We start from the raw sequence: 21,400 nt of genomic DNA, 5'->3' as shown, positions 1-21,400 counted from the left end.
ACTCCCTTCGCAGATGGGCAGTTTATGAGGTATCGGAGATCGCGAGAAATACGTCGACGCCCACATAGCCGCCGGTGACTCGAGTCGGCCAGAAGTGGTTCATGACTACCAGGACGACTGCCATATCGCGCAAAGCTTGGATGTCTGCCCGGACCGCGCGGGTGCGCAGATCCCGCGCGCTTCGATGCTGCGGTGCACTTGGGACGTGCCGTCGGGCAGACCTGATCCGCGTTTGCTCGACAACAGAGATTGTTTCCTCTAGTTCTCTGATCTGCAGTCGCTTCGACGCCTCTGGATTCGCGATGCCAGCCTTGCGGTGTAGGCGGGACGGGCCGCACACAGATCTTGGATGAGCGTGGCACGTCGTCGGAGACGGACTGGACAAGCAGATGGTGAAACGTGGCGCGCGTCTCCGCCACTTCGAAGACACCCCGTAACAGGAGGCTTCACGATCAGTGCCAGCCGCAGCGGAGGTGCAGCGCGAAACTGTTGGCGGGCATTGTTACAGCTAGGCGGCGGTGCGGTTGGAGCGGCGGCGCAGGTGGCCGATCACGACGAGGATCGTCCAGATGAGGATGCCACCCATAGCGGTCAGCCAGGCCGTCAGCTCGATGGCCCAGCCTGGCGGCTGGAACGTCACGGTGACGATTTCACCCTCCGAGGACTGCGGGATATCCAGCCCAAGGAGAAAGCCGTCTACAGGCGCCGCGGTGAGCGTGGCGCGCTCCGCCGAGTATCCCGGCCAGGCCAGTCTGCTCAGGGCCACGGTCCCCCCCTCAGAGGCGACTGAGAGTACCTTCATCGTGACGGAGGTGTCGGTTTGGGAGAGCGTCTCGACGCTGGTGCCCTCGCTCGTCCACACGACGCCGCCGGCCGGACCTACAGGTTCGTCCCGGCTCCAGACTACGGTCAGCCCGGTATCCTCCACCAGACTCCAGCCCTCAGGGGGCGTGTCCCACGTCACCGTCTCATTCTCGGTCTCTGTGCCCGTGCCGGAGTCAGTCGCAGATTGCTCGTTCTCAAACGAGACTTTGAGGATCTGGATGTTGTCGATGGACAGCTGGTCAACAAGCTGCATACCCGTGGCATCTCGGGTCTCGAACAAAGTAGTCAAAAGCCCGGGGCAGGTGCCGCCCAGATACTGCAGGCACATCGTCGCGTTGTACTGGGAGAAGCCGATGAGCTGATACCGGTTTTGCACGGCGGCGGGGCTGAGGTACCACGTGTTCGCCATCAGGGTCTCCCGCCAAGCCGCAGGGTCGCTCTGGTAGTCCACGGGATCGCCCACAACAATGACGTCGCCGTCGATTCCGGCGAGGACTCCTTGAGGAATGCTGGTGTCGGCGGGGACATTGTTCATCGACAGAGGGCTGGAATGGGTGTCATAGTGCTGCGCAGCTGTGAGTACCAGGCTGCCGGCGACGACAACAGCGGCAACGGACGTCCAAGCTGCTGACGGTACGGCGTCGGCCCGGCGGATCAGCCACCAAATTGCGGCGAGGCCGCCAATCGCGATCGCGCCGGCCGCGAAGAGAGCGAGATAGTGCGGCGGCAATTGGGCCCATGAAAGGTATACCGCGGCGACGATGAAGAGTGAGGCCGCGACCAGGCGCTTGCGTCCGGGGTGCCTGATGGCGGCACGACTTAGGGCGACCACCGTGAGCACGATCAAAGTGAGGGCGAGATACGGCATGAACCGCACCGGGTACCGCAGGGGTCCAAGGATGGTTGGCAACAGTACGTACGCTAGCGCCAAGCCCATGACAATGGTCAGGTCGCGCACATGGGACCGGTTGGCCATGGCCTTGCGCCAGTCGACGAATAGCAGGACGGGAAGGAACCAGGCGACGTAGACGACCGGCGCGGTCGCCGTCGGACCGGTCCACCACCAAGATGCGACCTGGGGGTAGCCGGTAGCGATGGTGGAGCTGAGAAGACCGCCGAGATCGACACTCATCATGCCGTCGTTGCCCATGATGCTGACTGCGCGGTTGGTGACGGAGGCCGTCAGGACGCCGGGCAGGAAAACCGTGATGGCCACGAGAACGAGTGCGACCCCGACCCCGACAACACGGAGCGCCTCGGGCCATCGGCGCCGAATGAGGGAGTCGATACCTACGGCCAGCAATACGAACCCGATGGCGAAGGTGCCCTGCAGGTAACCGACGGTGACGATCAGATAGCCGACCAGGAAAGCCGGCAGGGGGTTGGCGGAGTGTTGTGTGAGCCTGCGCAGCGCGACCCAGAAGTACGGAACTAGCGCCCAGACCAGGAGTCCGGTTACCCATGAGGGGGCATCGAAATACATGGTGAAGCCGTTCAGAGTGACGGCGAACCCGGCGACGTAGGCCAGCGGGGGGGCGGTCTTGTACGAACGGGCGAGGAGATACACGCCGGTTCCGGCGAGCATGAGCATCAGAACCTTGAGCACAGTCATGAAGACGACGGCATTTGAGCAGAGGTACGCGGCGACGCCGATGAGCATGATAAGCGGGTTCCAGGTGCCCCATTGGCCTTCCGCCAAGTAGTTTCCACTAGACCACACCGAAGGATTCAGGACCGGGATCTTTCCCGCCAGTAAACTCTGCCCAATGTGGTACCACACGCCGAACGCGCCGTTTTCCGAATCATCCTGGAAATAGAAGCGTCGGTTCCAGATCAGTGGGATCACTGCGAGGAACCCCACTGTCACGGCTGTGAGTGCGAACCACTTGAGGTCGGCAAGCCTATGCGGGCCGGTGCGGTTCATGGTGATGGTGTCCTTTGTCAGTGAGGTTGGTGTCGTGGTGACTGACATCAGTCAGTGACCAGCGCGTCGGGGGCGACGGGTGCTACTTCGCCGTTCCGTGCGACGGCGAGATACACGCCGTGCAGGAGAACACCGGCGGCCGGTCCGACGAGCAGCGCGAGCATGGTGCGCTCGAGGAAATCGACGGGCAGCAGCAGGCAGACCACGGTGGTGAGGGCGGCGACGACCCAGCCGGCGGTGAAGGCGCTGTGCGCGTTGCGGGAGAGCACCGCGGGAGCGCTCACGCACAGCGCACCGACGAGCGCGGAGGAGGCCACGAAGGTTGCGATGACCCAGCCCTCTGGCACGCCCTGGCCGGGGAAGAGGAAGGCGAACACGGCGGGACCGGCCAGGAAGCCGAGGACGGCCAGGACGGCGCCCAGACCCAGGACCAGGGCCTCGAGCTGCAGCAGCGATCGCCAGAACCGGTCCAGTCGACCGCGGAAAAAGACGATGAGGAAGCTCTGCAGGGCCATCCCCACGACGATCAGCGGAGCCCGGGTCAGGGTGGCCGCGAGAATGACGAGGCCGAGTTCGGCGGCGGGCACCGCCGGTGAGGTGAGACTGAGCACGAGCGGGAACCCGCTGACCATCAGGCCCATCGACGCGGCGGCGACGATGGTGCGCACGACGTTCCAGGTGAGAGCGGGCAGCGCGACGTCCAGCTGGGTCTTGCCGACGACGCGGGACCTGGCGAAGGGCCAGATGGCCAGCACGGTGACGGGGAACGGGATGGCGACAGCCCACGCGAGCGGAACTGAACCGGGCAGGAAGGCCAGCGCGATCCCGATCAGCACCAGCCGCAGCACGCCTTCAACGACGATCAGGCCGAAGAGGGCCTTCCAGTGGCCGATGCCGTAGAGCGACCCGGCCAGCACCGCGAGGGGCACATAGGAGGCGGCGCCGACCGCCAACGGCACGACCAGCGACCAGCCGTCGGTGGGGAAGACCTGAGCCTGCCAGAGCGGGGCGGTGCCCAGCACGAGCGCCAGGACGACCACGAACGCGGCCACAGCGAAGACGCCTGCTCGGTTGCGGTAGCTGGTGTTGCCGGTGTCGCGCGGATGCGTCGCCCTGGTGACCTCCTGCTGGATGCCCGAGAGCGCCGCGGCGACGAGGAAGATGAACGACCAGAACACGGCGAACACGGCGTACGGGCCGACGCCGATCACGGCGGGCACCAGCCAGGTGATGACGTACCCCGCGATGCCCACGATTCCGGTGGCCGCGACGATGAGGATGAAGCCAGAGGACTTCTGGTCTGCTTCCTCGTCGGCGCTCTGGGCCGTCACAGCGTTACGCACCGTTCCCTTGCATCGAGGCGACAGCGTCGTTGACCGCGCCGTCGAAGCAGACCTTGCCGTCGCGCAGCACGATCCCCCGCTTGCAGACCTGGGTGACCATATCGACATCGTGGCTCACCACGAGCATGGTTTTACCCTGATCGGTGAGCTCCTGGATCTTCTTCTTGCACTTCTCGCGGAAAGGGGCGTCACCGACGGCCAGAACCTCGTCGACCAGCAGGATGTCCAGTTCGGTGTGGATCGCCACGGAGAACGCCAGCCTGACGAACATGCCCGACGAATAGTGCTTGACCTCGGTGTCGATGAACTCGCCGATCTCGGAGAATTCGACGATGTCGTTGAACCGGCGGTCGATCTCGTCCTTGTTCATGCCGAGAATCGCGGCGTTCAGGTACACGTTCTCCCGGCCGGAGAGATCGGGGTGGAACCCGGCACCGACCTCGATCAGGCCGGCGACCCGCCCGCGGGTGAGGATCCGGCCGGAGTCGGGTCGCATCACCCCGGAGATGAGCTTGAGCAGGGTGGACTTTCCGGAGCCGTTGTAGCCCAGCAGGGCCACGGATTCGCCCTCCTGAACGGTGAAACCGATGTCGGAAAGCGCGGAGAAACTTGTCGTCGTCTTCTTCTTCTGAAGCTTGGCGATGAACGATTCCTTGAACGAGTGGGTGTGCCGAAGGATGAAAGTCTTGTCGACGCTGTCGATGATGATGCGCGGCAGGGCCGGATCAGAGGTTCTGGGCAAAGTGCCCCTCCAGACGCTTGAAGACGAGTTGCCCGATAGCAAGGATGATGAGCGAAATCAGCAGGCCGATCAGGCTGAACGCGGCCAGGTGTGGCGGCTGGGGCAGGGAGCCCGTCGTGGTGCTGAACCAGAAGCCGGCGTGGAACAACTCAACGGCGGAGGTGAGCGGGTTGGAGAGGTAGAGGTTGAAGACCCAGGGTGAGACCTTGTCGGCGACCATCGTCCACGCGTACAGCACCGGAGAGGTCCAGGTCGCGAAGAGGAGGATCAGTTCGACGAGGTTCTGCGCGTCGCGGAACGCCACGTTGATGGCTCCGAAGAACAGTCCGAGACCGATGGCCAGGGTGACGACGATGAGCATGCCGAGGATGATGCTCGCGATGCCGACCAGGGTGGGTACCCAGCCCGCGAACAGGCAGACGATGACAAGGATCAAGACCTGCGGGAGGAAATGCACGAAGGCGACGATCACGGCAGAGATCGGGAACAGTTCCCGGGGCAGATAGATCTTCTGCACCAGGGCGGTGTTGTCGACGATCGACCTGGTCGCGTTGCCGAAGGCCTCGCCGAACAGGTTGATCGCGATCATGCCGGAGAAGAGATAGATCGGGAAGTTGTCGATCCCCTTGTTCAGGCCGAGGAAGAACCCGAAGACCAGGTAGAACACCAGGAACTGGGCGGCGGGCTTGACGTACGACCACACCCAACCGAGAACCGAGCCGTGATAGCGGGTGAGGGTGCCCTTCCGGATCAGCAGCCGCAGAAGGTATCGGTACGACAGGGCGTCGATGATTCCGCGGCTGTGGCCGGGGACCGTGAACTCGCTCAGGTCAGCAGGAAATTTTTGACTCACTCGAACTGGTTCCGATCACTTGACTGCGTCAGGGACTGTGTGCTCTCTCCCGCGCGGGGCGGCCGGAGAGCTCGCAAGATTGTAGCTGCACTTGTTCAGCGGATGGTGCGGGCGGCGGGCCTGGCGAGCCGTAGCGCATCCGCGGATTCGTGAAGTGCCAGCTTAGACTTCTCAGTCCCCGCTCCTGAAATCCCGTTATAGGGGGAAGCGCGGATCTCGATCGCCCGCTAAGTTCACCGACACAGCATCACATGTGGCACCGGGAGGGCGAACCAGTGGACTCTGAGCGGTCGGCGGGGACATCCGTACGCGGGTGGCTGGCGCGCGGCGCGAGTGTTCTGGTGGCGGTGGCCGTGTTCGCGGCCACGCAGGCCGGCATGTACCTGGCGAATCCCGGCTGGTCGATCAACCGGTTTCGCGCCTTCTTCGAGCACGATCAACTGGGCTACCTGGCAATTGTCACGAACTTTTCTGAGGGGCAGTTCCAGGACGTCGAGCCGGACACCGAGACCGGGTCGAACACGTACCCGCGGGCGTACTACGAGTTCGCGGGACTGGTGGCGCGGGCGTTCGGGCTGACGCCGATCACCGCGTGGAACGTCACCGGCCTGGTGGCGCAGCTGGTGCTGGTCGCCGTGCTCGCCACGGTGCTCATTACGGCCGGAAACCGGTGGTGGATGGGCCTATTGGCCCCGATTCCGTTCCTGCTGGGAACCTTCGCAGTGTTCCAGGGCGACGGCTGGTACACCGAATTGGCGTCCCATGCCGTGCTCTGGGGTCCGTTCGCGGTGCTGCATCCGCTCAACGGTGAAGCCGTCTCCCTATCGATTGCGGGCATGGTGCTGCTCAGTCTCGGCTGGCTCTGGTGGTGGCCGCACGGAAAGCGCGTGCGCCTGTTCGGCACCATAGGGCTCAGCCTGGTGATCGGTCTGCTCGCAAACGTGCAGACCTACTCCTTCATCGCCGCGGTGTATTTCCTGGCCGGGGTCCTCGCCGTGCTGACCATCGTCAGCGGGCGCTGGCTGATTCTCGCTGTTGTCAGCATCGGCCTGATCCCGGTGCTCTTCGTCTGGGGTCCGCGGGTCGCCGCCGAGTTCGGCCAGCTGCCCGCCCTCGTGTTCGGACTGCTGCCGATGGCGCCCGGATTGGGGGTACTGATTGTGCGGACGAGGGGGGTCGTCGTGCTGTTTTTCGGTGCCGCGGCGCTCGGGGCCTCGCCGCAGATCGCTGCGACGGTCGGCGGGCTGGCCGCTGGTGACCCGTTCCTGTTGTACAGGGTTGCGTCGAATTCCCAGCTCGGGGTGCCGGCAGCCGCGGGCCTGCTGGGCGGCACCGTTCTGATCGTGCCGCTGGTCGGGATCGCTATCGCCGGCCTGATCCGGCGGCGACCCGAATGGGCCGCCTACGCGCTGGGCGGCGCGACGGCCTGGCTGCTGCTGGCGTCGAACGACCTGTGGGGCGCCAACGCGGAACCGTACCGGCTGTGGATCGATATGTTCTTCCTCATTGCCGCCACCATCCTTCCGGTGCTGGTGCTGGTGGCGAGGGACCTTCGGGCCCTGTCGGCGGGTCGGTGGGTGGGACTGGCCGGGTTCGCGGTGGTGGCCGTGCTGGCGTTCCTGTCGATGGGGGACTTCGTCCGCTTCGCCGGCTCGTTCCAGGCCAGGGCTCTCATGGACACGGACTCCGACCGGTACCGGGTTGCGGCCGGCCTCGCGAGGGAATCGGCTTCGGAGAGTCCGGGAACGCTGCTTATCGTGGGCCCGTGCCTGGATCCGCGGGTCGTGAAGGTCACCGCGGGGGTCCCCATCGCGTACTTCCACTACGGGATGGCGTGGCCGGAGGATTTCGGCGCGGTCAACGCCATCGTCGCCGCGGGAGGAGCCCTCGACCCGGTGGCGGCCCGGCAGGCGAGCGCGACCCTGGTGCTGACCGATGGGCGCTGCTCGAATGATTGGGCCGCACGGTACGCCGACATCCTGGTGCCGCAGTCGAGCGGGTCCTATGTCGCATCAGACGGTACGACCGCCACGCTGACCATCTCCACCATCCGCTGACCGGTGGGGGAGTCGGGCAGATCAGATCAGATCAGATCAGATCAGATCAGATCAGTTCGTTGCGCGGGCTGGGCGATAGCAGTCGGCGCCAGCTCTGGCCCTGCGCGGCCTTGACGGAGCAGATCAACAGCAGGAGCCAGCCGAACTCGACCAGCACGGTGCTCTCGGCCGCCGAGGTGACCAGAAGCACCACCAGGACCAGCGGCGACCAGACGTACACCACGGGCTTCTTGTTCGAGGCGAGCAGCCACGACCTGATGAAGGCCAGTGCCACCAACACCACGAACGAGAGGAACCCGACCAGGCCGACCTGGAAGTACACGTCGAGGAATGCGTTGAGGGCGGAGGAGTGCCGGCTACCGGTGACGAAGTCGAGCCAGCCGTACGGACTGACGTCCTGTGGCCAGATCCCGGTCCAGCCCCAACCCTCGAGTGGATGGACCTCCACCAGTCGCCACATCTCGCGCCACAGCGACGACCGGGTCTCGAATTCACTGCCGGCGTTGAGCAGGTCGATGATGCCGGTGCGGCCGACGAAGGCGAATAGGGCAGCGAGCACCGTGGCGCCGAGCAGGCTCAGCTGCAGCAGCCAGCGGTCCTCGGCTCGGGTGCGGCGCAGCCAGTACAGGGCCAGCGCGGCGATGCCGACGGCGCTCGCCACGACGACGAACACCGGGGAATGGGTCAGCAGCAGGCCGAGCAGGGCCAGCGCTATCGAGGCGGCGGCGCGGCCCGGTCGTACGGAGCGGGACCGCAACTCGATAATGAAGCTGATCGCGGCGATCAGGGATACCAGGCCGAGGGCGTTACGCGACCCGAAAACGCCCTGGATGGGGCCGAGCATGGTGATGTTGCCCTGCACGCCGAGGAATGCGATCGGTAGGTCCAGGAGCAGTCCGGAAAGCACTTCGAGGGCCAGGGACAGCCCGAGGAGCAGCCTGAGCACATCGCCGGTGGCTCGAACGATCTGAATGGTGTCGCGCACCAGGGCGACGTAGATCGCCAGGAACGCGAAGGCCAGCTGGTAGGCGACGCCGCTGACGGTCTGCAGCGCATACCCGCTCCACAGCACCGACAGTGCGCACCAGACCAGGAAGACCAGGATCGACAGGGGCAGCAGGCCGTGCCATTCGATGCTCTGCCGCCGGGCGATCATGGAGGCTGTCGCGAGCACGACCAGACACACCAGCGCGGCGAGCAGGCCCGGCCAGCCCATCAGGCTGCGCAGAAGGTGTGTTGAAAAGGCGAACCCGAGGATCAGGTGAGTGAGGGTGGCGCTGAACCGCGGCGATGCGAGCACCGCGGTGATGGCGTCGGGAACGTAGGGGGGCCGTGCGGGGCCGGTCATCGCCGGCCCAGGCCGAGCAGCTCCGCGTCTGCGCCGGCGCGCTTGGACCGCACGGCCAGGATCACGAGAAGCACCCAGCCGGATTCGACGAGGATCCGGCTTTCGGCCAGGCTCTGCGCGAGCAGCGCCACCGTGAGCAGGAGGGGCAGGATCGAGGAGACGGCGTAGGTTTCAGTGTCGGCGATGCCCAGGCGGGGCCTGTCGACGGCCAGGAACCAGGACCGCCACAGGGTCGAGAGGGTGAGCGCGGCGAAGATGATCAGGCCGAGGATGCCCAGTTGGAGCCAGACATCCAGCCAGGCGTTGTGGGCCTGCAGGTATTGCACGCCCTTGCGCACCGCGAGGCCGTCGAAGGGTTCGACCCACGGTACCCAGTAGCTCACCCAGCCCCAGCCCACGAGGGGGCGTTCGCCGGCGAGATCGATGACCCGGCCCCAGATGTCGAAACGTCCGGTCAGGTCTTCGCTCTTGCCGAGCATCGAAAGCAGTGCGGGCGAGAACGCGACGAGCCCGACCACCACGGCGGCCAGGACCGCGGCGGCGCTCAGGTAGAGCGGGCGCCGGCCCATCGGCGGCAGCCGACGGGCCCACAGCGTGAAGAGCAGGGCGATGGTGACGGCGAGGAGGGCGACGGACACTGTGGCCGACCGGGTCAGCCACAGCATGATCAGGGCCACGGTCACCCAGGCGATGCCGCGGCCGCGGGCCACGGTGCCGGCGAAGAGCTGCACGGCGAAGACGATCAGTGCCAGCAGGGCGATGAAGCCGAGCAGGTTGCGGCTGGCGACGATGCCCTCGATCGGGCCGCCTTCCAGCAGCAGTCCGCGCGACCAGTAGAACGCGGCCGGGATCTTGCCGGTGTATTCAACCCAGAACGGGAGCACCGCGTGGCCGATGAACACGGCGACGACGACCTCGAAGAGTATCGAGAGGCCGAGGATCCACCGCAGGGCGACCGCGAGTGTGCGCAGGAGCTCGGCCCAGGTGAGGCACAGCGCCAGGAACAGGGCGGTGATCGTGGTGATCCACTGCAGGGTGATACCGATCGCGCTCGCCCCTGGGTACGCCGACCAGGCGAGGGACACCGTGGCGACGAGCATGAACGCGGCCAGGGACTTCGGGAAGCCGCGCCAGGTCCACTCGGGCTTCAGGGAGACGAGGAGACCGATGCTGCCGACCAGAATGAACACGGCGATGGCGCCGAAGCCCCACCAGCCGAGCAGGTTTCGCCAGAACTGGCCGGCCAACACGCTGAAGAACACCAGGGTCGCGAACAGGCGAACTGTGAGGCGGCTCTGAACGGCGGGCATGTGTCTAGGGTACTGGGGCGACCTCCTCTCAACCTGCCCCCATCTTCTGATACCCTCAGGGGTATACCGTCGTGCCCCGCTCTCCGTTCCGAAGGGACCCCACATGACCGACATCTCGGTTACCGAACTCGCAGCCCTTTCCGATCCCGTCGTGGTCGATGTGCGCGAACCTTACGAATTCGAGGCCGGTCACGCGGCCGGTGCCATCCCCATTCCCCTGGGTGAACTGAGCGAACGGCTGGACGAGGTACCGCGGGACAGCCCCGTCTACGTCATCTGCGCAGCCGGAGGCCGAAGCCTGCAGGGCGCGGCATTCCTCGAACGCAACGGAGTCGAGGCCGTCAACGTGACCGGCGGCATGAACGCCTGGCAGCAGGCCGGCCTGCCCACGGCGCTGGACGGGATCCGGTCATGACCGAGTCGACTCCAGTGGCGACGGTCATAACCGACGACCAGCGTGCCGTGAACCAGAAGAAGGTGCTCAACCGGCTGCGTCGCGCGCAGGGGCAGCTGAGTGCGGTCATCACTGCCGTCGAGGCCGGTGGCAGCTGCAAGGATGTCGTCACACAGCTGGCCGCGGTGTCGAGCGCTCTCGACCGGGCCGGGTTCACGATCGTCTCCTCGGCGATGCGGGATTGCATCGCGGACCCCGACAACGCCGAATCACTCACCGTGGACGAGCTGGAGAAGCTCTTCCTCGCCCTGGCCTGACCTGACCTGACCTGACCTGACCTGACCTGACCTGACCTGACCTGACCTGACCTGACCTGACCTGACCTGACCTGACCTGACCTGACCTGACCTGACCTGACCTGACCTGACCTGACCCGGCACCCACGAGTTGAGGTGCCGTGGCTACTCGTTTTGTCGTCGGGTTTTGGGGTTGTGGGCGCGGTGTTGGGGTGGTTTTCGCCAGGTGCCGGTGGGGTCGATCCACTGGGGGGCTTTGACTTCGGGCATGCCCAGGACCATGCGGATGTGCCATCCGGAGGTGTCGATGTTGTGGTGGTGATACCAACACAGCAAAACCCCGTTCGAGACGTTGGTGGGGCCGCCGTTTTGCCACGGTGTCACATGGTGCACTTCGGTCCATTGCGGTGGGCAGGTGCAGCCCGGGATGATGCAGCCGCCGTCTCGGGCGGTGATCGCCCTGCGTTGCAGCGGGGTGAAGCACCGGACTTTATCGCCCAAAGCGAGGACGGCGCCGGTGCCGCCGAAGAAGATCGGCCGGAAGCCGCCGTTGTCGACCATCTGATTGATCGTCTTCATCGAGACGGGGCCCTCGACGCCGTCGATCCAACCAACCCCGACCCCGTTGATCAGGTCGGTTGCGTTCACGTGCACCATCACCGTCGGCGGCATCCCGCCCATGGTCGGGATGCGGGGGTCTTGGGCGACCTGGACGAGGATGCCGCGGAGAATATCGGCACGTTTCTGACCACCGTCGCGTTCATCGAGGATCTCGCCGGGCACGAGTTCGCCGGCCTCGATGCGCTGCTGCTCGTCCGCGGACGGGAACGCGGGGGCGCTGCGCGCGGACTGGAACGTATTGAACAGGTTCTGCATGATGCCCTTGAGCTCCGGGGTCACCCCACCGCGCAGCGGGTGCAGGCCTTGGCTGAGCTTGCCGAACGAGAACGTGGACTTGGCCTCGAAAACCGCATCGCTCGGCGCGGCGCCGTCCGGGTTCAACACCGCCTGCCACGTCGCCGCCATCTCCCGAATCCGGTCCGGCGGGAAGGTGAACCCCGCCGACGCACCCAAACGCCGGACCGGCCCCGCGCAGACTATTCCGGCGCCGGCGCCGGCCTCGGCGTCATCGGTGGCGGTGACGGTGGCGGTGGCGATGTCGCCGGGGCCGGGGGTGCGGCCGAACACGGACCCGGTCGCGGACTCCACCAGCTCGGCCTCACCACCGTCCACCAGCGACTGGTCGGCATCGAAGCGGCCGTGCACCTTGTAGTCGGCCAAACCCTTCACGATGTTCTCCGCCGCGTCAAGACCGATCTCCCCGGCCGCTAAGGCTGCGGCCACGAACGGGAACTCGGGCTCCAGGACCGTGCCGCCCAACATCCGCGGTGCGACCTTCTCACCCAGGGCCACCCGCCGTTTCATCTCCGGACCAGACATGCCCGTCAACCGAATCAGCAAATCCGTGGGGTGCGAGGTGCCCAACCGCCACGCCAACGACTCGGAACCCAACCCCGTACGAGCCCGGTAACCCACCACGGTCGCCGTGGCCACCCGGGCCGCATCCACCGGCCGACCGGTCCGCTCGACCATCTGCGTCAACGCGACCACCTCCGGGTCACTCAACGCGTTCACATCAATGGAGTCCATCACCGCCATCACCGTCCGCGCCGCATCATCCAGAGCCTGGAGCTTCTGACCGAACGCACCGGTATGCGCGCGCTGCACCCCCAGCAACTCGGCCGGATCCCGCCACTCAGGCCGCGGCTTAGACGGACCCCGAGTACGGCCGGCAGTTCCACCTGCAGCGGCGGCCTTCATATCGGTGGTGCCGCTCAAACTGTGGACATCCGGTGCGGGGAGGGGATCCGGACCGGCCAGGCCCGTATTCCAGTCGTGCAAGTTCGACCCGGTGGGAGAAGTTCCCGTCGGTGCGGTGGAGCCACTATCCAGCTCGTCGTCCATACCCCCATTCTCTCACGAATCGTAACTATATGCGAGGAAATGTCAGTAAAGTTTAGATGGAAATCGAATACATTTCTGCACTGAAAAAGGTTGACTCACGGGGTCTCGGCGGGCTCGACCGACGAGACGGGCGCGTTCCGAGAACTCCTGACGGGCTCGGCTTCGGCGACGCGCCCGACGGCGGCGGGGCTAGTTGAACCCGGCGCCGCCCTCGGCGAGGAAGGCGAGCCGGCGCAACGTCTCTTCGTTTCGGATCTTGATGGCCGGTTCACGCAGGAAGGAGGGGGCGAACCGGGCGGGGCCGGCGGTGGCGTCCTCTGTGATGCGTACGACGCATCCGTCGCCGCGAGCCTTCACATCCAACGCCACGTGGGCCTCACCGAGCGGCCAGCCACGAGCCTTGAACAGCGCGTGCCGGGGTGGATCCCACTCCAGAACCGACGTGGTGTCGTCGATCAGGGCGGGCCAGACGCCTACAGAGTGGTAGATGACGCTTCCTGCGATCGGCCACGCCGGGTCGACGTCCCGCATCCGGGAGGCCCCGACGACCCAGCTCGGGTATAACCAGCCGTCCGCCAGAACGGCGAAGACGCTTTCGGGCGGGCAGTTCATGGTGCGATGGTTAACGGCCACGGTGTCACCTATTCCTGATTGGTCGGGGAGAGATCGGGGGCGGTGCGCACCCCAAGGTCGTGACGAAGAGCGCTGAGGGCGGCGTGCCAGCCGGCCAGGCCGTGCACGCCCGGGCCCGGCGGTGTGGACGACGAGCAGAGGTAGACGCCGTCCAGGGGAGTGCGCCAGGGGTCCGGCGAGAGAACCGGCCGCCGCACGAGTTGGGTCATGCTCACCTCGCCGGCGGAGATGTCGCCGCCGATGTAATTGGGATTGTGCGCTTCCACGCTGGACGCGCTGCGAGCGGCGCTGGCCAGGATGGTGTCGCGGAACCCTGGAGCAAAGCGCTCGATCTGGCGCACGATCGCCTCGGTCTGGTCGACGGCGGAGCCGCGCGGAACATGGGTGTACGCCCAGAGGGTGTGCTGACCGGCCGGGGCGCGACTGGGGTCGAGGCCACTGGGCTGGGACACGAGAACGTAGGGTTCCTCGGCGTGCCGGCCGCGCGCGACGGTGTTCTCGGCTCGCCGGATCTGCGCCCGGGTGCCGCCCACGTGCACGGTGCCCGCCGCCCGCAGTCCGGCCGCCTGCCACGGCACCGGGTCGGACAGCGCGAAGTCGACCTTGGCGACGCCGTTGCCGTATCTGAAGGCGCGCAGCCGCCGCGCGTATGCGGCGGGCAGCTCGCCCTCGGCGAGGCGCAGCAGCGCCCGGGGCGTCAGGTCGAGCATCACCACGCGGGCCGGCGGCAGGTCGCTCAGCCGCCGCACCTCGGTTGACGTGACGATCTCGCCGCCGTGGGCGAGCAGGTCGTCGACCATCGCGGTCACGATCGCGCCACTGCCGCCGACGGGGATCGGCCAGCCGCCCGCGTGCGCATAGGTGGCGAGAGTGAGGCCTGCGCCGGCGGTGGCGATGCTCGGCAGCGCCCTGATCGTGTGCGCACTGACGCCGGTGAGCAGGGCTGGCGCCGTCTCCCCCGCGAAGCGCAGGTCCCAGAGGGGGCTGCCCTGCTCGAGAGCCCGCAGACCGAAGCGCAGCGCGGTTTCCGGATGCCTCGGCAGCCGCAGGAGCTGCGCACCGGTGAACTCCGCCACCCGCTCGGAGTGTGCCACCAGGGGAGCGAACAACCGGATCCAGGCCGCGCCGTCCCGGCCCAGCTCGGCGGCGGTGCGTTCCAAGCTGCGATAGGCCAGCCCGGCGGTGCCGCCCGGCAGCGGATGCCCGTAGGAGACCTCGGGGACGACAAGTTCGATCCGGTCCGCGAGCCCGAACCGCTTGAAGAACTCGGAGGCCAGCGCGAGCGGGTGCACGGCGGAACAGACGTCGTGGTGGAAACCCGGCAGGGTCAGCTCCGCGGTCTCGGCGCCGCCGCCGACGGTCGCGGACCTCTCGTAGACCCGCACCGAGAGGCCGGCCCTGGCCAGCGTGACCGCGGCAGCGAGCCCGTTGGGGCCGGAGCCGACCACAATCGCGTCCACCTCAGGCGCTCCCCGCCGCACGGTGACCATCTAACGGACCGTGGCCTGCGCCCGGCCGGAGCGGATCCTCGTGAAGCGACGCTGGAATCCCCACTGGGTGACCCGCAGCATGGCCTCGATCACGATGGCCTGGCTCATCTTCGACTCGCCGGCCTCCCGCTCGCGGAACTCGATCGGGAGCTCTACGACCGAGCGGCCCTGATCGAGCACCCGCAGGGTCATATCGACCTGGAAGCAGTAGCCCTTCGACGACACGTCCGCGAGATCCATCGCCGCGATCGTCGCCGACGAGTAGACCCTGAAGCCGGCGGTGACGTCCTTGAGCGAGAGACCGAGCACCAGGCGCGCGTAGGTGTTCCCGCCTCGGCTGAGCAGCTGCCGGTGCCGCGGCCAGTTGACCACGCTGCCACCGGGCACCCACCGGGAGCCGACGGCGAGGTCGGGGGCGCCGGGTTCGTCGGAGGCGACCCGGCCGATCATGTCGGGCAGGCGCTCCGGCGGATGTGAACCATCGGCATCCATCTCGATCAAGAACTCGTAGCCTCGCGCCAGTCCCCACATGAAGCCCAGCACGTAGGCGGAGCCCAGGCCGAGCTTGCCGGTGCGGTGTTCGACCTTGATGCGGTCGTCAGCCTCGGCCATCCGGTCAGCCAGGGCGCCGGTGCCGTCCGGGCTGCCGTCGTCGACAATCAGCACGTGTGCAGCGGGCGTGGCCGTCAGCAGGCGAGACACGATCTTTTCCAGGTTCTCGAACTCGTTGTAGGTCGGGATGATCACCAGACTTCCGGCGCCGCGGGCCGCTTCTGAGGTTCGCATGCGGGAGAGCTTAGTTCGCCAGTATGACTTTCTCGTCCGAAGTCCCGGTCAGGGCCAGCCGGACCCGCCCGGACCGGTCAGACGAACGCGGCCAGACCGGTGATGCTGCGGCCGACGATGAGGGTGTTCATCTCCTGGGTGCCTTCATAGGAGTAGATCGCCTCGGCGTCGGCGAAGAACCTGGCGATGTCGTAGTCCAGCACGATGCCGTTGCCGCCGAACAGTTCACGGCACCACGACACGGTCTCCCGCATCCGCGACGTCGTGTACGACTTCGCCAGGGCAGAGTGCTCGTCGCGCTGGGTGCCGTCGTCGAGCATCTGGGAGACCCGCACCACCATGCCCAGGCTGGCCGTGATGTTGCCCAGGCTCTTCACGAGCAGGTCCTGCACAAGCTGGTGGCCGCCGATCGGCTTGCCGAACTGCACCCGTTCCACGGCGTACGCCGCCGCGGCCTCGTAGGCGCCGATCGCCAGTCCCACGGCCGCCCAAGACACCTCGGCGCGGGTGAAGCGCAGCACCTTGGCGGTGTCGCGGAACGAGTTCGCGTTCTGCAGCCTGTTGTGCTCTGGCACCAGAACGTTCTCCAGCGTGATGTCGGCGTTCTGCACCGAACGCAGGCTGATCTTGCCCTCGATCTTGGTTGCCGTGTACCCGGCGGTGTCCGTGGGCACGATGAAACCCTTGACGGCGCCGTCCGCGGTGTCCTTGGCCCACACGATGGTGATGTCGGAGAAGGTCGCATTGCCGATCCAACGCTTCTGCCCGTTGAGCACCCAGGTGTCACCGTCCAGGGTCGCGGTCGTCCGCAGCCCCTGCGCGGAGTCGGAGCCGCTCAACGGCTCGGTGAGGGCGAAAGCGCCGACGACGTCACCCGTGGCCAGGCGCGGCAGCCAGAGGGCCCGCTGCGCCGCCGACCCGCAGGCGGCGATCGATCCGGCGACGAGACCGTTCTGCACGCCGACGAAGGTGGCAACGGATGCGTCCACCCGGGCCAGCTCGAGCGCCACGAAGCCACGGAACACCGCGGAGTTCGGGAACGGCCGGGTCTCCTCCCAGCCGAACGAGTACGCGCCGAGGGCGCCGAGCGGCCTGATGATCTCGGACGGGAACTCGGCCCGCTCCCAGCATCCGTTCACGACGGGCCGCACATCCGCCTCGAGATACGAGCGGATGCGCGCGAGCGCGGCCTTCTCGTTCTCCGCGAGGAGGTTCTCGTACCCGAAGAAATCACTGCTGAGCGGTTCGAAAGTCATCTGGCTCCCTTGCACTAGATGCCGGCCGCGCGAGCGCGTTGACCGGGACGTTCAGCCTAGAACTCTGCGCCGGGCGAAGGAAAGCGGTTGGTAGTTTGGTCTAAACCTCGAGGTTCAGGAGCCAAGCATGTTTGTGGGCATCAGCAACACACCGCGCGATTACGCCTGGGGCTCGCCGACAGCGATCGCCGACCTGCTGGGCCGGCCCGCATCCGGCGGCCCCGAAGCCGAGCTCTGGCTCGGCGCCCACCCCGGTTGCCCATCGGTGATCGCCGACCCCACCCTCACCGGGGGAGCGGCCAACCTCGCCGAGTGGATCGACCAGGACCCGGCTTCCGCGCTCGGTTCCGCGCACGCCGGGCAGGCACGCCTGCCCTTCCTGATGAAGATCCTCGCCGCCCACGGCCCGCTCTCGCTGCAGGCGCACCCGTCACCGGCCCGCGCCGCGGCCGGCTTCGCCCTCGAGAACGCGGCCGGCATCCCGATCGACGCGGCCGACCGCAACTACCGGGACCCCTTCCACAAGCCGGAGATCATCTTCGCGCTCAGCGACACCTTCCAGGCCCTGTGCGGCTTCCGCGACCCGCGTCAGATCCGCTCGATCCTCGCCGAATTGCGCGCGTTGGACGCCACCATGGACGATCCCCAGCCCGCGGCCCTGCTCGGCCTGGAAAACCGTCTGATCGGCGACGACGCAATCCACGACGTCGTGGACTGGCTGCTGCGCGACGGTCGCGGCGGCGACACCGGCGAGGTGTCCTGGCTGGTCGAGCGGGTCGTGGCCCTCGCCGAGCAGGCCGCGTTCCTGATCGACGGCGGCGCGAGGGTGAGTTTCGCCGCCGAGTTCGACACCGTGCGCTCGCTCTCGGCCGCGTACCCGGGCGACCCCGGCATCGTCATCTCCCTGCTCACCAACCTGGTGTCGCTGAAACGCGGCGAGGTGCTCTTCCTGCCCGCCGGCAACATCCACGCCTACCTGTCCGGCCTCGGCGTCGAGGTGATGGCCGCGTCAGACAACGTGCTGCGGGGCGGCCTCAGCCCCAAGCACATCGACGTCGACGAGCTCCTCGACGTTCTCGACTTCGCGCCCCTGCCGGTGCCCTACCTGGCACCGGAGCCGCAGGCTGACGGCGTCGCCGTGTACAGGCCCGACGTGCCCGACTTCGAGTTGGCGCACATCTCTGTGCCGGCGGATGCGTCCGCCACAGCATCCGGCCCGGCCGGCGTGCCGATGCGGCAGCTGGCGCTCACCGGACCCGGCATCGCGATCTGCACGGCCGGCCGGTTCATGGTCGCCGGTGCGGGCTCGTCGATCTCGCTGGCCAGGGGAGAGTCGGTCTACATCACACCGGACGAGGGAACGCTCACCTTCGCGGGTTCCGGCGAAGTCTTCCTGGCCACCACGCCGTAGTCCGGCCCGCCCGGAACCATGCCGGCGTAGTCTGGCGCGGTCCGGCGCCGGCCGAAGGTGCGGCGATACGCCGTCGGTGTGGTCTGAAGACTGCGCACGAAGTGGTGCCGCATCACACTCGCGGCCCCGAATCCGGTCTGCGCCGCGATGAGGTCGAGGGTCTCGTCGGTCTCCTCGAGCAGTTGCTGGGCCAGGATCAGGCGCTGCCGGTTCAGCCAGGCCGTCGGTGTGGTGCCCAGCTCGGCCCGGAACCGGCGCGCGAAGGTGCGCGGCGACATCAGCGCGCGCCTGGCGAGCTGGTCGACGGTGAGGTCCTGGTCGAGGCTCTGCAACATCCAGTCGGTGATCGTGGCGAAGGAATCGCTGCGCTGTTCGGGGATCGGCGCCTGGATGAACTGGGACTGACCGCCGTCACGCTGCGGCGGCACCACCATGCGCCGGGCGATCACGTTCGCAGCTGCGGCGCCGAGTTCCCGGCGCACGACGTGCAGTGCCGCATCGATGCCGGCGGCGGTCCCCGCGCCGGTGACCACGTGATTGTCGTCCACGAAGAGCACATCGGGGTCGACGGTGGTGTTCGGGTAGGCCAGGGCGAGGGCCTCGGCGTACATCCAATGAGTGGTGCTGCGGCGCCCGTCCAGGATGCCGGCGGCGCCGAGGATGAACGCGCCGCTGCACACGCTGAGCACCCAGGCGCCCCTCTGCTCGGCCTCACGCACGACGCGGAGAACGTCGGGGTGGATCTCGCTGCCGGCCTCGTAGGCAGGGATCGCGATGAGGTCGGCGTCCGCCGCCGCGGTGAGGTCGTCGCGCACCACGATGTCGAAGCCGATCTTGGTGCGCAGGGCGCCCGGCACCGCCGTGACGACGTGGAAATCGAAGGCCGGGCCGCCGTGTTCCGACCTGTCGATACCGAATACCTCGCAGATCACCCCGAACTCGAAGGGGGCCATGCCGGGGATGGCGACGCAGACAATCTTCTTCAGCATAAGGTCCTCGGAGACGATGGCAGGAATGTGCGGGTAAACGGCAACTCTGCCACTCGTGGCAGAAAGTCGCAAGACCTACCGTTAGTGCCATGATCCTGTTTCTGAGTGTACTGCTGGCCCTCTCCATCTGGGCCGTGGCGGCGAGCATCGTCACCATGCGCTCCGACGGGTACGGCGAGGCCGAACTGGCACGCCGTAACCGGCATCCCGAACCGTTCCCGCGCGGGCGATAGTGTGGTCTGAAGCGGCAGCACACGGTTGCCCGGAGAGCGCAGGGGCACCACATGGCTTGGCTTGTAACCGGAGGGGCCGGCTATATCGGCTCCCACGTCGTCCGCGCGTTCCTCGCCGAGGGCATCGAGGTCGTCGTCCTGGACGACCTGTCCAGCGGGCACGCTGACTTTGTGCCGGCCGGAGTTCCTTTCATCAAGGGAACCCTGCTCGACACCGAGCTGCTGGCGAAGACCTTCGCCGAGCACCCGATCAGTGGCGTCGTGCACGTCGCCGGATTCAAGTACGCCGGTGTATCGGTGTCCCGCCCGCTGCACACCTACGAGCAGAACGTGACGGCGACCGCCCTGCTGCTCGCGGCCATGCAGGAGGCCGGCGTCGGCCGCATCGTCTTCTCCTCGAGCGCCGCCGTCTACGGCACCCCGTTCACCGACCTCGTCACCGAAGAGACCGCGAAGAGCCCCGAGTCGCCGTACGGTGAGTCCAAGCTGATCGGTGAGTGGCTCCTGCGCGATCAGGCCGTCGCCGCGGGACTGGCGCACACCTCGCTGCGGTATTTCAACGTGGTCGGCTCCGGCAGCGCTGACCTGCGCGACACGAGCCCGCACAACCTCTTCCCGATGGTCTTCGAGGCCCTGATCGACGGTCGCACCCCGCGCATCAACGGCAACGATTACCAGACCGCCGACGGCACCTGCGTGCGCGACTACATCCACGTCGCCGACCTCGCGATCTCGCACGTCGCCGCAGCCCGGCGGCTGGACGCCGGCCTGACGATCGCCCCGGTCTACAACCTCGGCAGTGGCGAGGGCGTTTCGGTGGGCGAGATCATGAGCACGGTCGCGGCCGTGACCGGAATCCCGTTCAGCCCGGAGATCGGCCCGCGTCGGTCCGGAGACCCCGACCGCATCGTCGCGTCGGGCGAGATGGCCGCGCGCGACCTGGACTGGCAGATGCGACACACCCTCGAAGACATGGTGCGCAGCGCCTGGGAATCCCGGCAGGCATCCACCGTCTGATCAACGACACGATTCGGGCATAGTGGGCGAGTCTGAACTCTCCAGCCCGCATTGAGGGTTTACGATCCGCGACTTGACGGATGTGAACTACACCGGTGTAATTAGTTCTAGCGCGAAAACGTGCGTGAGCTGATGGGTGGAGGCGATATGACGTTGTCTGAATATCGTTCTGGGGTACCTGAAGACTGGTTCGTCGATCCCGTACGCCTCGGCGTGCCCGGCGTTCGCAAGGATCCGACGATTGTGGAGGGCGCGGACGACAATCCGCTCGCCTGGCAGTCGGACTCCCTGTGCGCCCAGACCGACCCGGAGGCCTTCTTCCCGGAAAAAGGCGGCTCCACCAGGGACGCCAAGAAGATCTGTGCGTCCTGCGAGGTACGCCCCCAGTGCCTGCAGTACGCCCTTGCCAACGACGAACGCTTCGGAATCTGGGGCGGACTGTCCGAACGTGAGCGACGCAAACTCCGTAAGCGGGCGGGCTGAGCCCGATCCGCGGAGCGAGGCCGGACGGCCGGATTCAGGGCGCGC

Annotated in this window: 19 protein-coding genes; 7 read left to right on the top strand and 12 right to left on the bottom strand. The window is 66.9% G+C overall.

Annotation, left to right across the window (positions count from 1 at the left end):
• Window positions 1–508: 508 nt before the first annotated feature.
• From E3O57_RS16985 to E3O57_RS16970, 4 genes are read right to left on the bottom strand one after another with little or no spacing between them, the layout of a single operon-like run.
• The gene (locus E3O57_RS16985; RefSeq protein ID WP_103461179.1) at window positions 509–2,749 is read right to left on the bottom strand and encodes a hypothetical protein; all 2,241 of its coding nucleotides are present in this window, start codon (window positions 2,747–2,749) and stop codon (window positions 509–511) included.
• Window positions 2,750–2,796: 47 nt separating this feature from the next.
• Window positions 2,797–4,080 carry a hypothetical protein gene (locus tag E3O57_RS16980; RefSeq protein ID WP_103461178.1) on the bottom strand — a complete coding sequence of 428 codons (1,284 nt, stop codon included), beginning with the start codon at window positions 4,078–4,080 and terminating at the stop codon, window positions 2,797–2,799.
• Window positions 4,081–4,084: 4 nt separating this feature from the next.
• Window positions 4,085–4,834 carry an ABC transporter ATP-binding protein gene (locus tag E3O57_RS16975; protein WP_103461177.1) on the bottom strand — a complete coding sequence of 250 codons (750 nt, stop codon included), beginning with the start codon at window positions 4,832–4,834 and terminating at the stop codon, window positions 4,085–4,087.
• Window positions 4,818–5,687 (bottom strand): ABC transporter permease, encoded by an 870-nt coding sequence (locus E3O57_RS16970; protein ID WP_174776357.1) that lies wholly within the window; start codon window positions 5,685–5,687, stop codon window positions 4,818–4,820. The genes E3O57_RS16975 and E3O57_RS16970 overlap by 17 nt, the downstream gene beginning before the upstream one ends.
• A gap of 275 nt (window positions 5,688–5,962) precedes the next feature.
• On the opposite strand from E3O57_RS16970, the gene E3O57_RS16965 reads away from it, so the two are divergent.
• The gene (locus E3O57_RS16965; protein WP_133159725.1) at window positions 5,963–7,744 is read left to right on the top strand and encodes a hypothetical protein; all 1,782 of its coding nucleotides are present in this window, start codon (window positions 5,963–5,965) and stop codon (window positions 7,742–7,744) included.
• 46 nt (window positions 7,745–7,790) lie between these two features.
• On the opposite strand, the gene E3O57_RS16960 is transcribed toward E3O57_RS16965, so the two are convergent.
• Both E3O57_RS16960 and E3O57_RS16955 read right to left on the bottom strand, forming a co-directional pair.
• A complete protein-coding gene (locus tag E3O57_RS16960; protein WP_103461175.1) occupies window positions 7,791–9,092 on the bottom strand; it encodes an O-antigen ligase in 1,302 nt (433 codons plus the stop codon).
• Window positions 9,089–10,402 (bottom strand): O-antigen ligase, encoded by a 1,314-nt coding sequence (locus E3O57_RS16955; protein WP_165787881.1) that lies wholly within the window; start codon window positions 10,400–10,402, stop codon window positions 9,089–9,091. The genes E3O57_RS16960 and E3O57_RS16955 overlap by 4 nt, the downstream gene beginning before the upstream one ends.
• Window positions 10,403–10,505: 103 nt before the next feature.
• On the opposite strand from E3O57_RS16955, the gene E3O57_RS16950 reads away from it, so the two are divergent.
• Entirely contained in the window at window positions 10,506–10,817 is a 312-nt protein-coding gene (locus tag E3O57_RS16950) for a rhodanese-like domain-containing protein (protein ID WP_088457870.1), read from the top strand.
• Entirely contained in the window at window positions 10,814–11,113 is a 300-nt protein-coding gene (locus E3O57_RS16945) for a metal-sensitive transcriptional regulator (RefSeq protein WP_103461173.1), read from the top strand. Before E3O57_RS16950 ends, E3O57_RS16945 begins: the two co-directional genes overlap by 4 nt.
• A 144-nt stretch (window positions 11,114–11,257) precedes the next feature.
• Here E3O57_RS16945 and E3O57_RS16940 read toward each other — a convergent pair whose 3' ends face one another.
• The 5 genes from E3O57_RS16940 to E3O57_RS16920 form a co-directional block, all read right to left on the bottom strand.
• Window positions 11,258–13,057: an HNH endonuclease signature motif containing protein gene (locus tag E3O57_RS16940; RefSeq protein WP_103478858.1), complete on the bottom strand. Its 1,800-nt coding sequence runs from the start codon at window positions 13,055–13,057 to the stop codon at window positions 11,258–11,260.
• Window positions 13,058–13,246: 189 nt separating this feature from the next.
• Window positions 13,247–13,690: an SRPBCC family protein gene (locus tag E3O57_RS16935; RefSeq protein ID WP_241990476.1), complete on the bottom strand. Its 444-nt coding sequence runs from the start codon at window positions 13,688–13,690 to the stop codon at window positions 13,247–13,249.
• Window positions 13,691–13,698: 8 nt separating this feature from the next.
• Window positions 13,699–15,180, bottom strand: coding sequence for an NAD(P)/FAD-dependent oxidoreductase (locus E3O57_RS16930; RefSeq protein WP_103478859.1), 1,482 nt, complete (start codon window positions 15,178–15,180; stop codon window positions 13,699–13,701).
• The gene (locus E3O57_RS16925) at window positions 15,181–15,966 is read right to left on the bottom strand and encodes a polyprenol monophosphomannose synthase (protein WP_088455292.1); all 786 of its coding nucleotides are present in this window, start codon (window positions 15,964–15,966) and stop codon (window positions 15,181–15,183) included.
• A 77-nt stretch (window positions 15,967–16,043) separates the two neighbouring features.
• Window positions 16,044–17,222 (bottom strand): acyl-CoA dehydrogenase family protein, encoded by a 1,179-nt coding sequence (locus E3O57_RS16920; protein WP_088455293.1) that lies wholly within the window; start codon window positions 17,220–17,222, stop codon window positions 16,044–16,046.
• A 127-nt stretch (window positions 17,223–17,349) separates the two neighbouring features.
• Between E3O57_RS16920 and manA the strand changes: the two genes are divergently transcribed.
• Window positions 17,350–18,633, top strand: a complete 1,284-nt coding sequence (gene manA / locus E3O57_RS16915; RefSeq protein ID WP_103478860.1) for a mannose-6-phosphate isomerase, class I — start codon at window positions 17,350–17,352, stop codon at window positions 18,631–18,633.
• Here the strand turns inward: manA and E3O57_RS16910 are convergent.
• The gene (locus E3O57_RS16910) at window positions 18,561–19,622 is read right to left on the bottom strand and encodes a GlxA family transcriptional regulator (RefSeq protein ID WP_088455295.1); all 1,062 of its coding nucleotides are present in this window, start codon (window positions 19,620–19,622) and stop codon (window positions 18,561–18,563) included. The two genes, manA and E3O57_RS16910, sit on opposite strands and share 73 nt — an antisense overlap.
• 89 nt (window positions 19,623–19,711) lie before the next feature.
• On the opposite strand from E3O57_RS16910, the gene E3O57_RS18815 reads away from it, so the two are divergent.
• From E3O57_RS18815 to E3O57_RS16900, 3 genes are all read left to right on the top strand, one after another.
• Window positions 19,712–19,855 carry a hypothetical protein gene (locus E3O57_RS18815; RefSeq protein ID WP_165787882.1) on the top strand — a complete coding sequence of 48 codons (144 nt, stop codon included), beginning with the start codon at window positions 19,712–19,714 and terminating at the stop codon, window positions 19,853–19,855.
• 51 nt (window positions 19,856–19,906) lie between these two features.
• Window positions 19,907–20,872, top strand: coding sequence for a UDP-glucose 4-epimerase GalE (gene galE, locus E3O57_RS16905; protein ID WP_088455296.1), 966 nt, complete (start codon window positions 19,907–19,909; stop codon window positions 20,870–20,872).
• 147 nt (window positions 20,873–21,019) lie between these two features.
• Complete coding sequence (locus E3O57_RS16900) at window positions 21,020–21,355, top strand: WhiB family transcriptional regulator (protein ID WP_088455297.1); 336 nt, start codon at window positions 21,020–21,022, stop codon at window positions 21,353–21,355.
• Window positions 21,356–21,400: the final 45 nt, after the last annotated feature.

This window comes from Cryobacterium sp. TMN-39-2 (assembly GCF_004402745.1).
Classification (GTDB): Bacteria; Actinomycetota; Actinomycetes; order Actinomycetales; family Microbacteriaceae; genus Cryobacterium; species Cryobacterium zongtaii.
Note: the sequence above shows the minus strand (reverse complement) of the source record. Positions and strands in the feature narration are given on the sequence as shown.

What these genes read in the sequence shown, in the direction of transcription:
- E3O57_RS18815 (WP_165787882.1), top strand. Translation starts at nt 19,712, where the DNA reads ATGATCCTGTTTCTGAGTGTACTGCTGGCCCTCTCCATCTGGGCCGTG.
- galE (WP_088455296.1), top strand. Translation starts at nt 19,907, where the DNA reads ATGGCTTGGCTTGTAACCGGAGGGGCCGGCTATATCGGCTCCCACGTC.
- E3O57_RS16950 (WP_088457870.1), top strand. Translation starts at nt 10,506, where the DNA reads ATGACCGACATCTCGGTTACCGAACTCGCAGCCCTTTCCGATCCCGTC.
- E3O57_RS16985 (WP_103461179.1), bottom strand. Translation starts at nt 2,749, where the DNA reads ATGAACCGCACCGGCCCGCATAGGCTTGCCGACCTCAAGTGGTTCGCA.
- E3O57_RS16910 (WP_088455295.1), bottom strand. Translation starts at nt 19,622, where the DNA reads ATGCTGAAGAAGATTGTCTGCGTCGCCATCCCCGGCATGGCCCCCTTC.
- E3O57_RS16925 (WP_088455292.1), bottom strand. Translation starts at nt 15,966, where the DNA reads ATGCGAACCTCAGAAGCGGCCCGCGGCGCCGGAAGTCTGGTGATCATC.
- E3O57_RS16930 (WP_103478859.1), bottom strand. Translation starts at nt 15,180, where the DNA reads ATGGTCACCGTGCGGCGGGGAGCGCCTGAGGTGGACGCGATTGTGGTC.
- E3O57_RS16960 (WP_103461175.1), bottom strand. Translation starts at nt 9,092, where the DNA reads ATGACCGGCCCCGCACGGCCCCCCTACGTTCCCGACGCCATCACCGCG.
- E3O57_RS16920 (WP_088455293.1), bottom strand. Translation starts at nt 17,222, where the DNA reads ATGACTTTCGAACCGCTCAGCAGTGATTTCTTCGGGTACGAGAACCTC.
- E3O57_RS16900 (WP_088455297.1), top strand. Translation starts at nt 21,020, where the DNA reads ATGACGTTGTCTGAATATCGTTCTGGGGTACCTGAAGACTGGTTCGTC.
- E3O57_RS16955 (WP_165787881.1), bottom strand. Translation starts at nt 10,402, where the DNA reads ATGCCCGCCGTTCAGAGCCGCCTCACAGTTCGCCTGTTCGCGACCCTG.
- E3O57_RS16940 (WP_103478858.1), bottom strand. Translation starts at nt 13,057, where the DNA reads ATGGACGACGAGCTGGATAGTGGCTCCACCGCACCGACGGGAACTTCT.
- E3O57_RS16945 (WP_103461173.1), top strand. Translation starts at nt 10,814, where the DNA reads ATGACCGAGTCGACTCCAGTGGCGACGGTCATAACCGACGACCAGCGT.
- manA (WP_103478860.1), top strand. Translation starts at nt 17,350, where the DNA reads ATGTTTGTGGGCATCAGCAACACACCGCGCGATTACGCCTGGGGCTCG.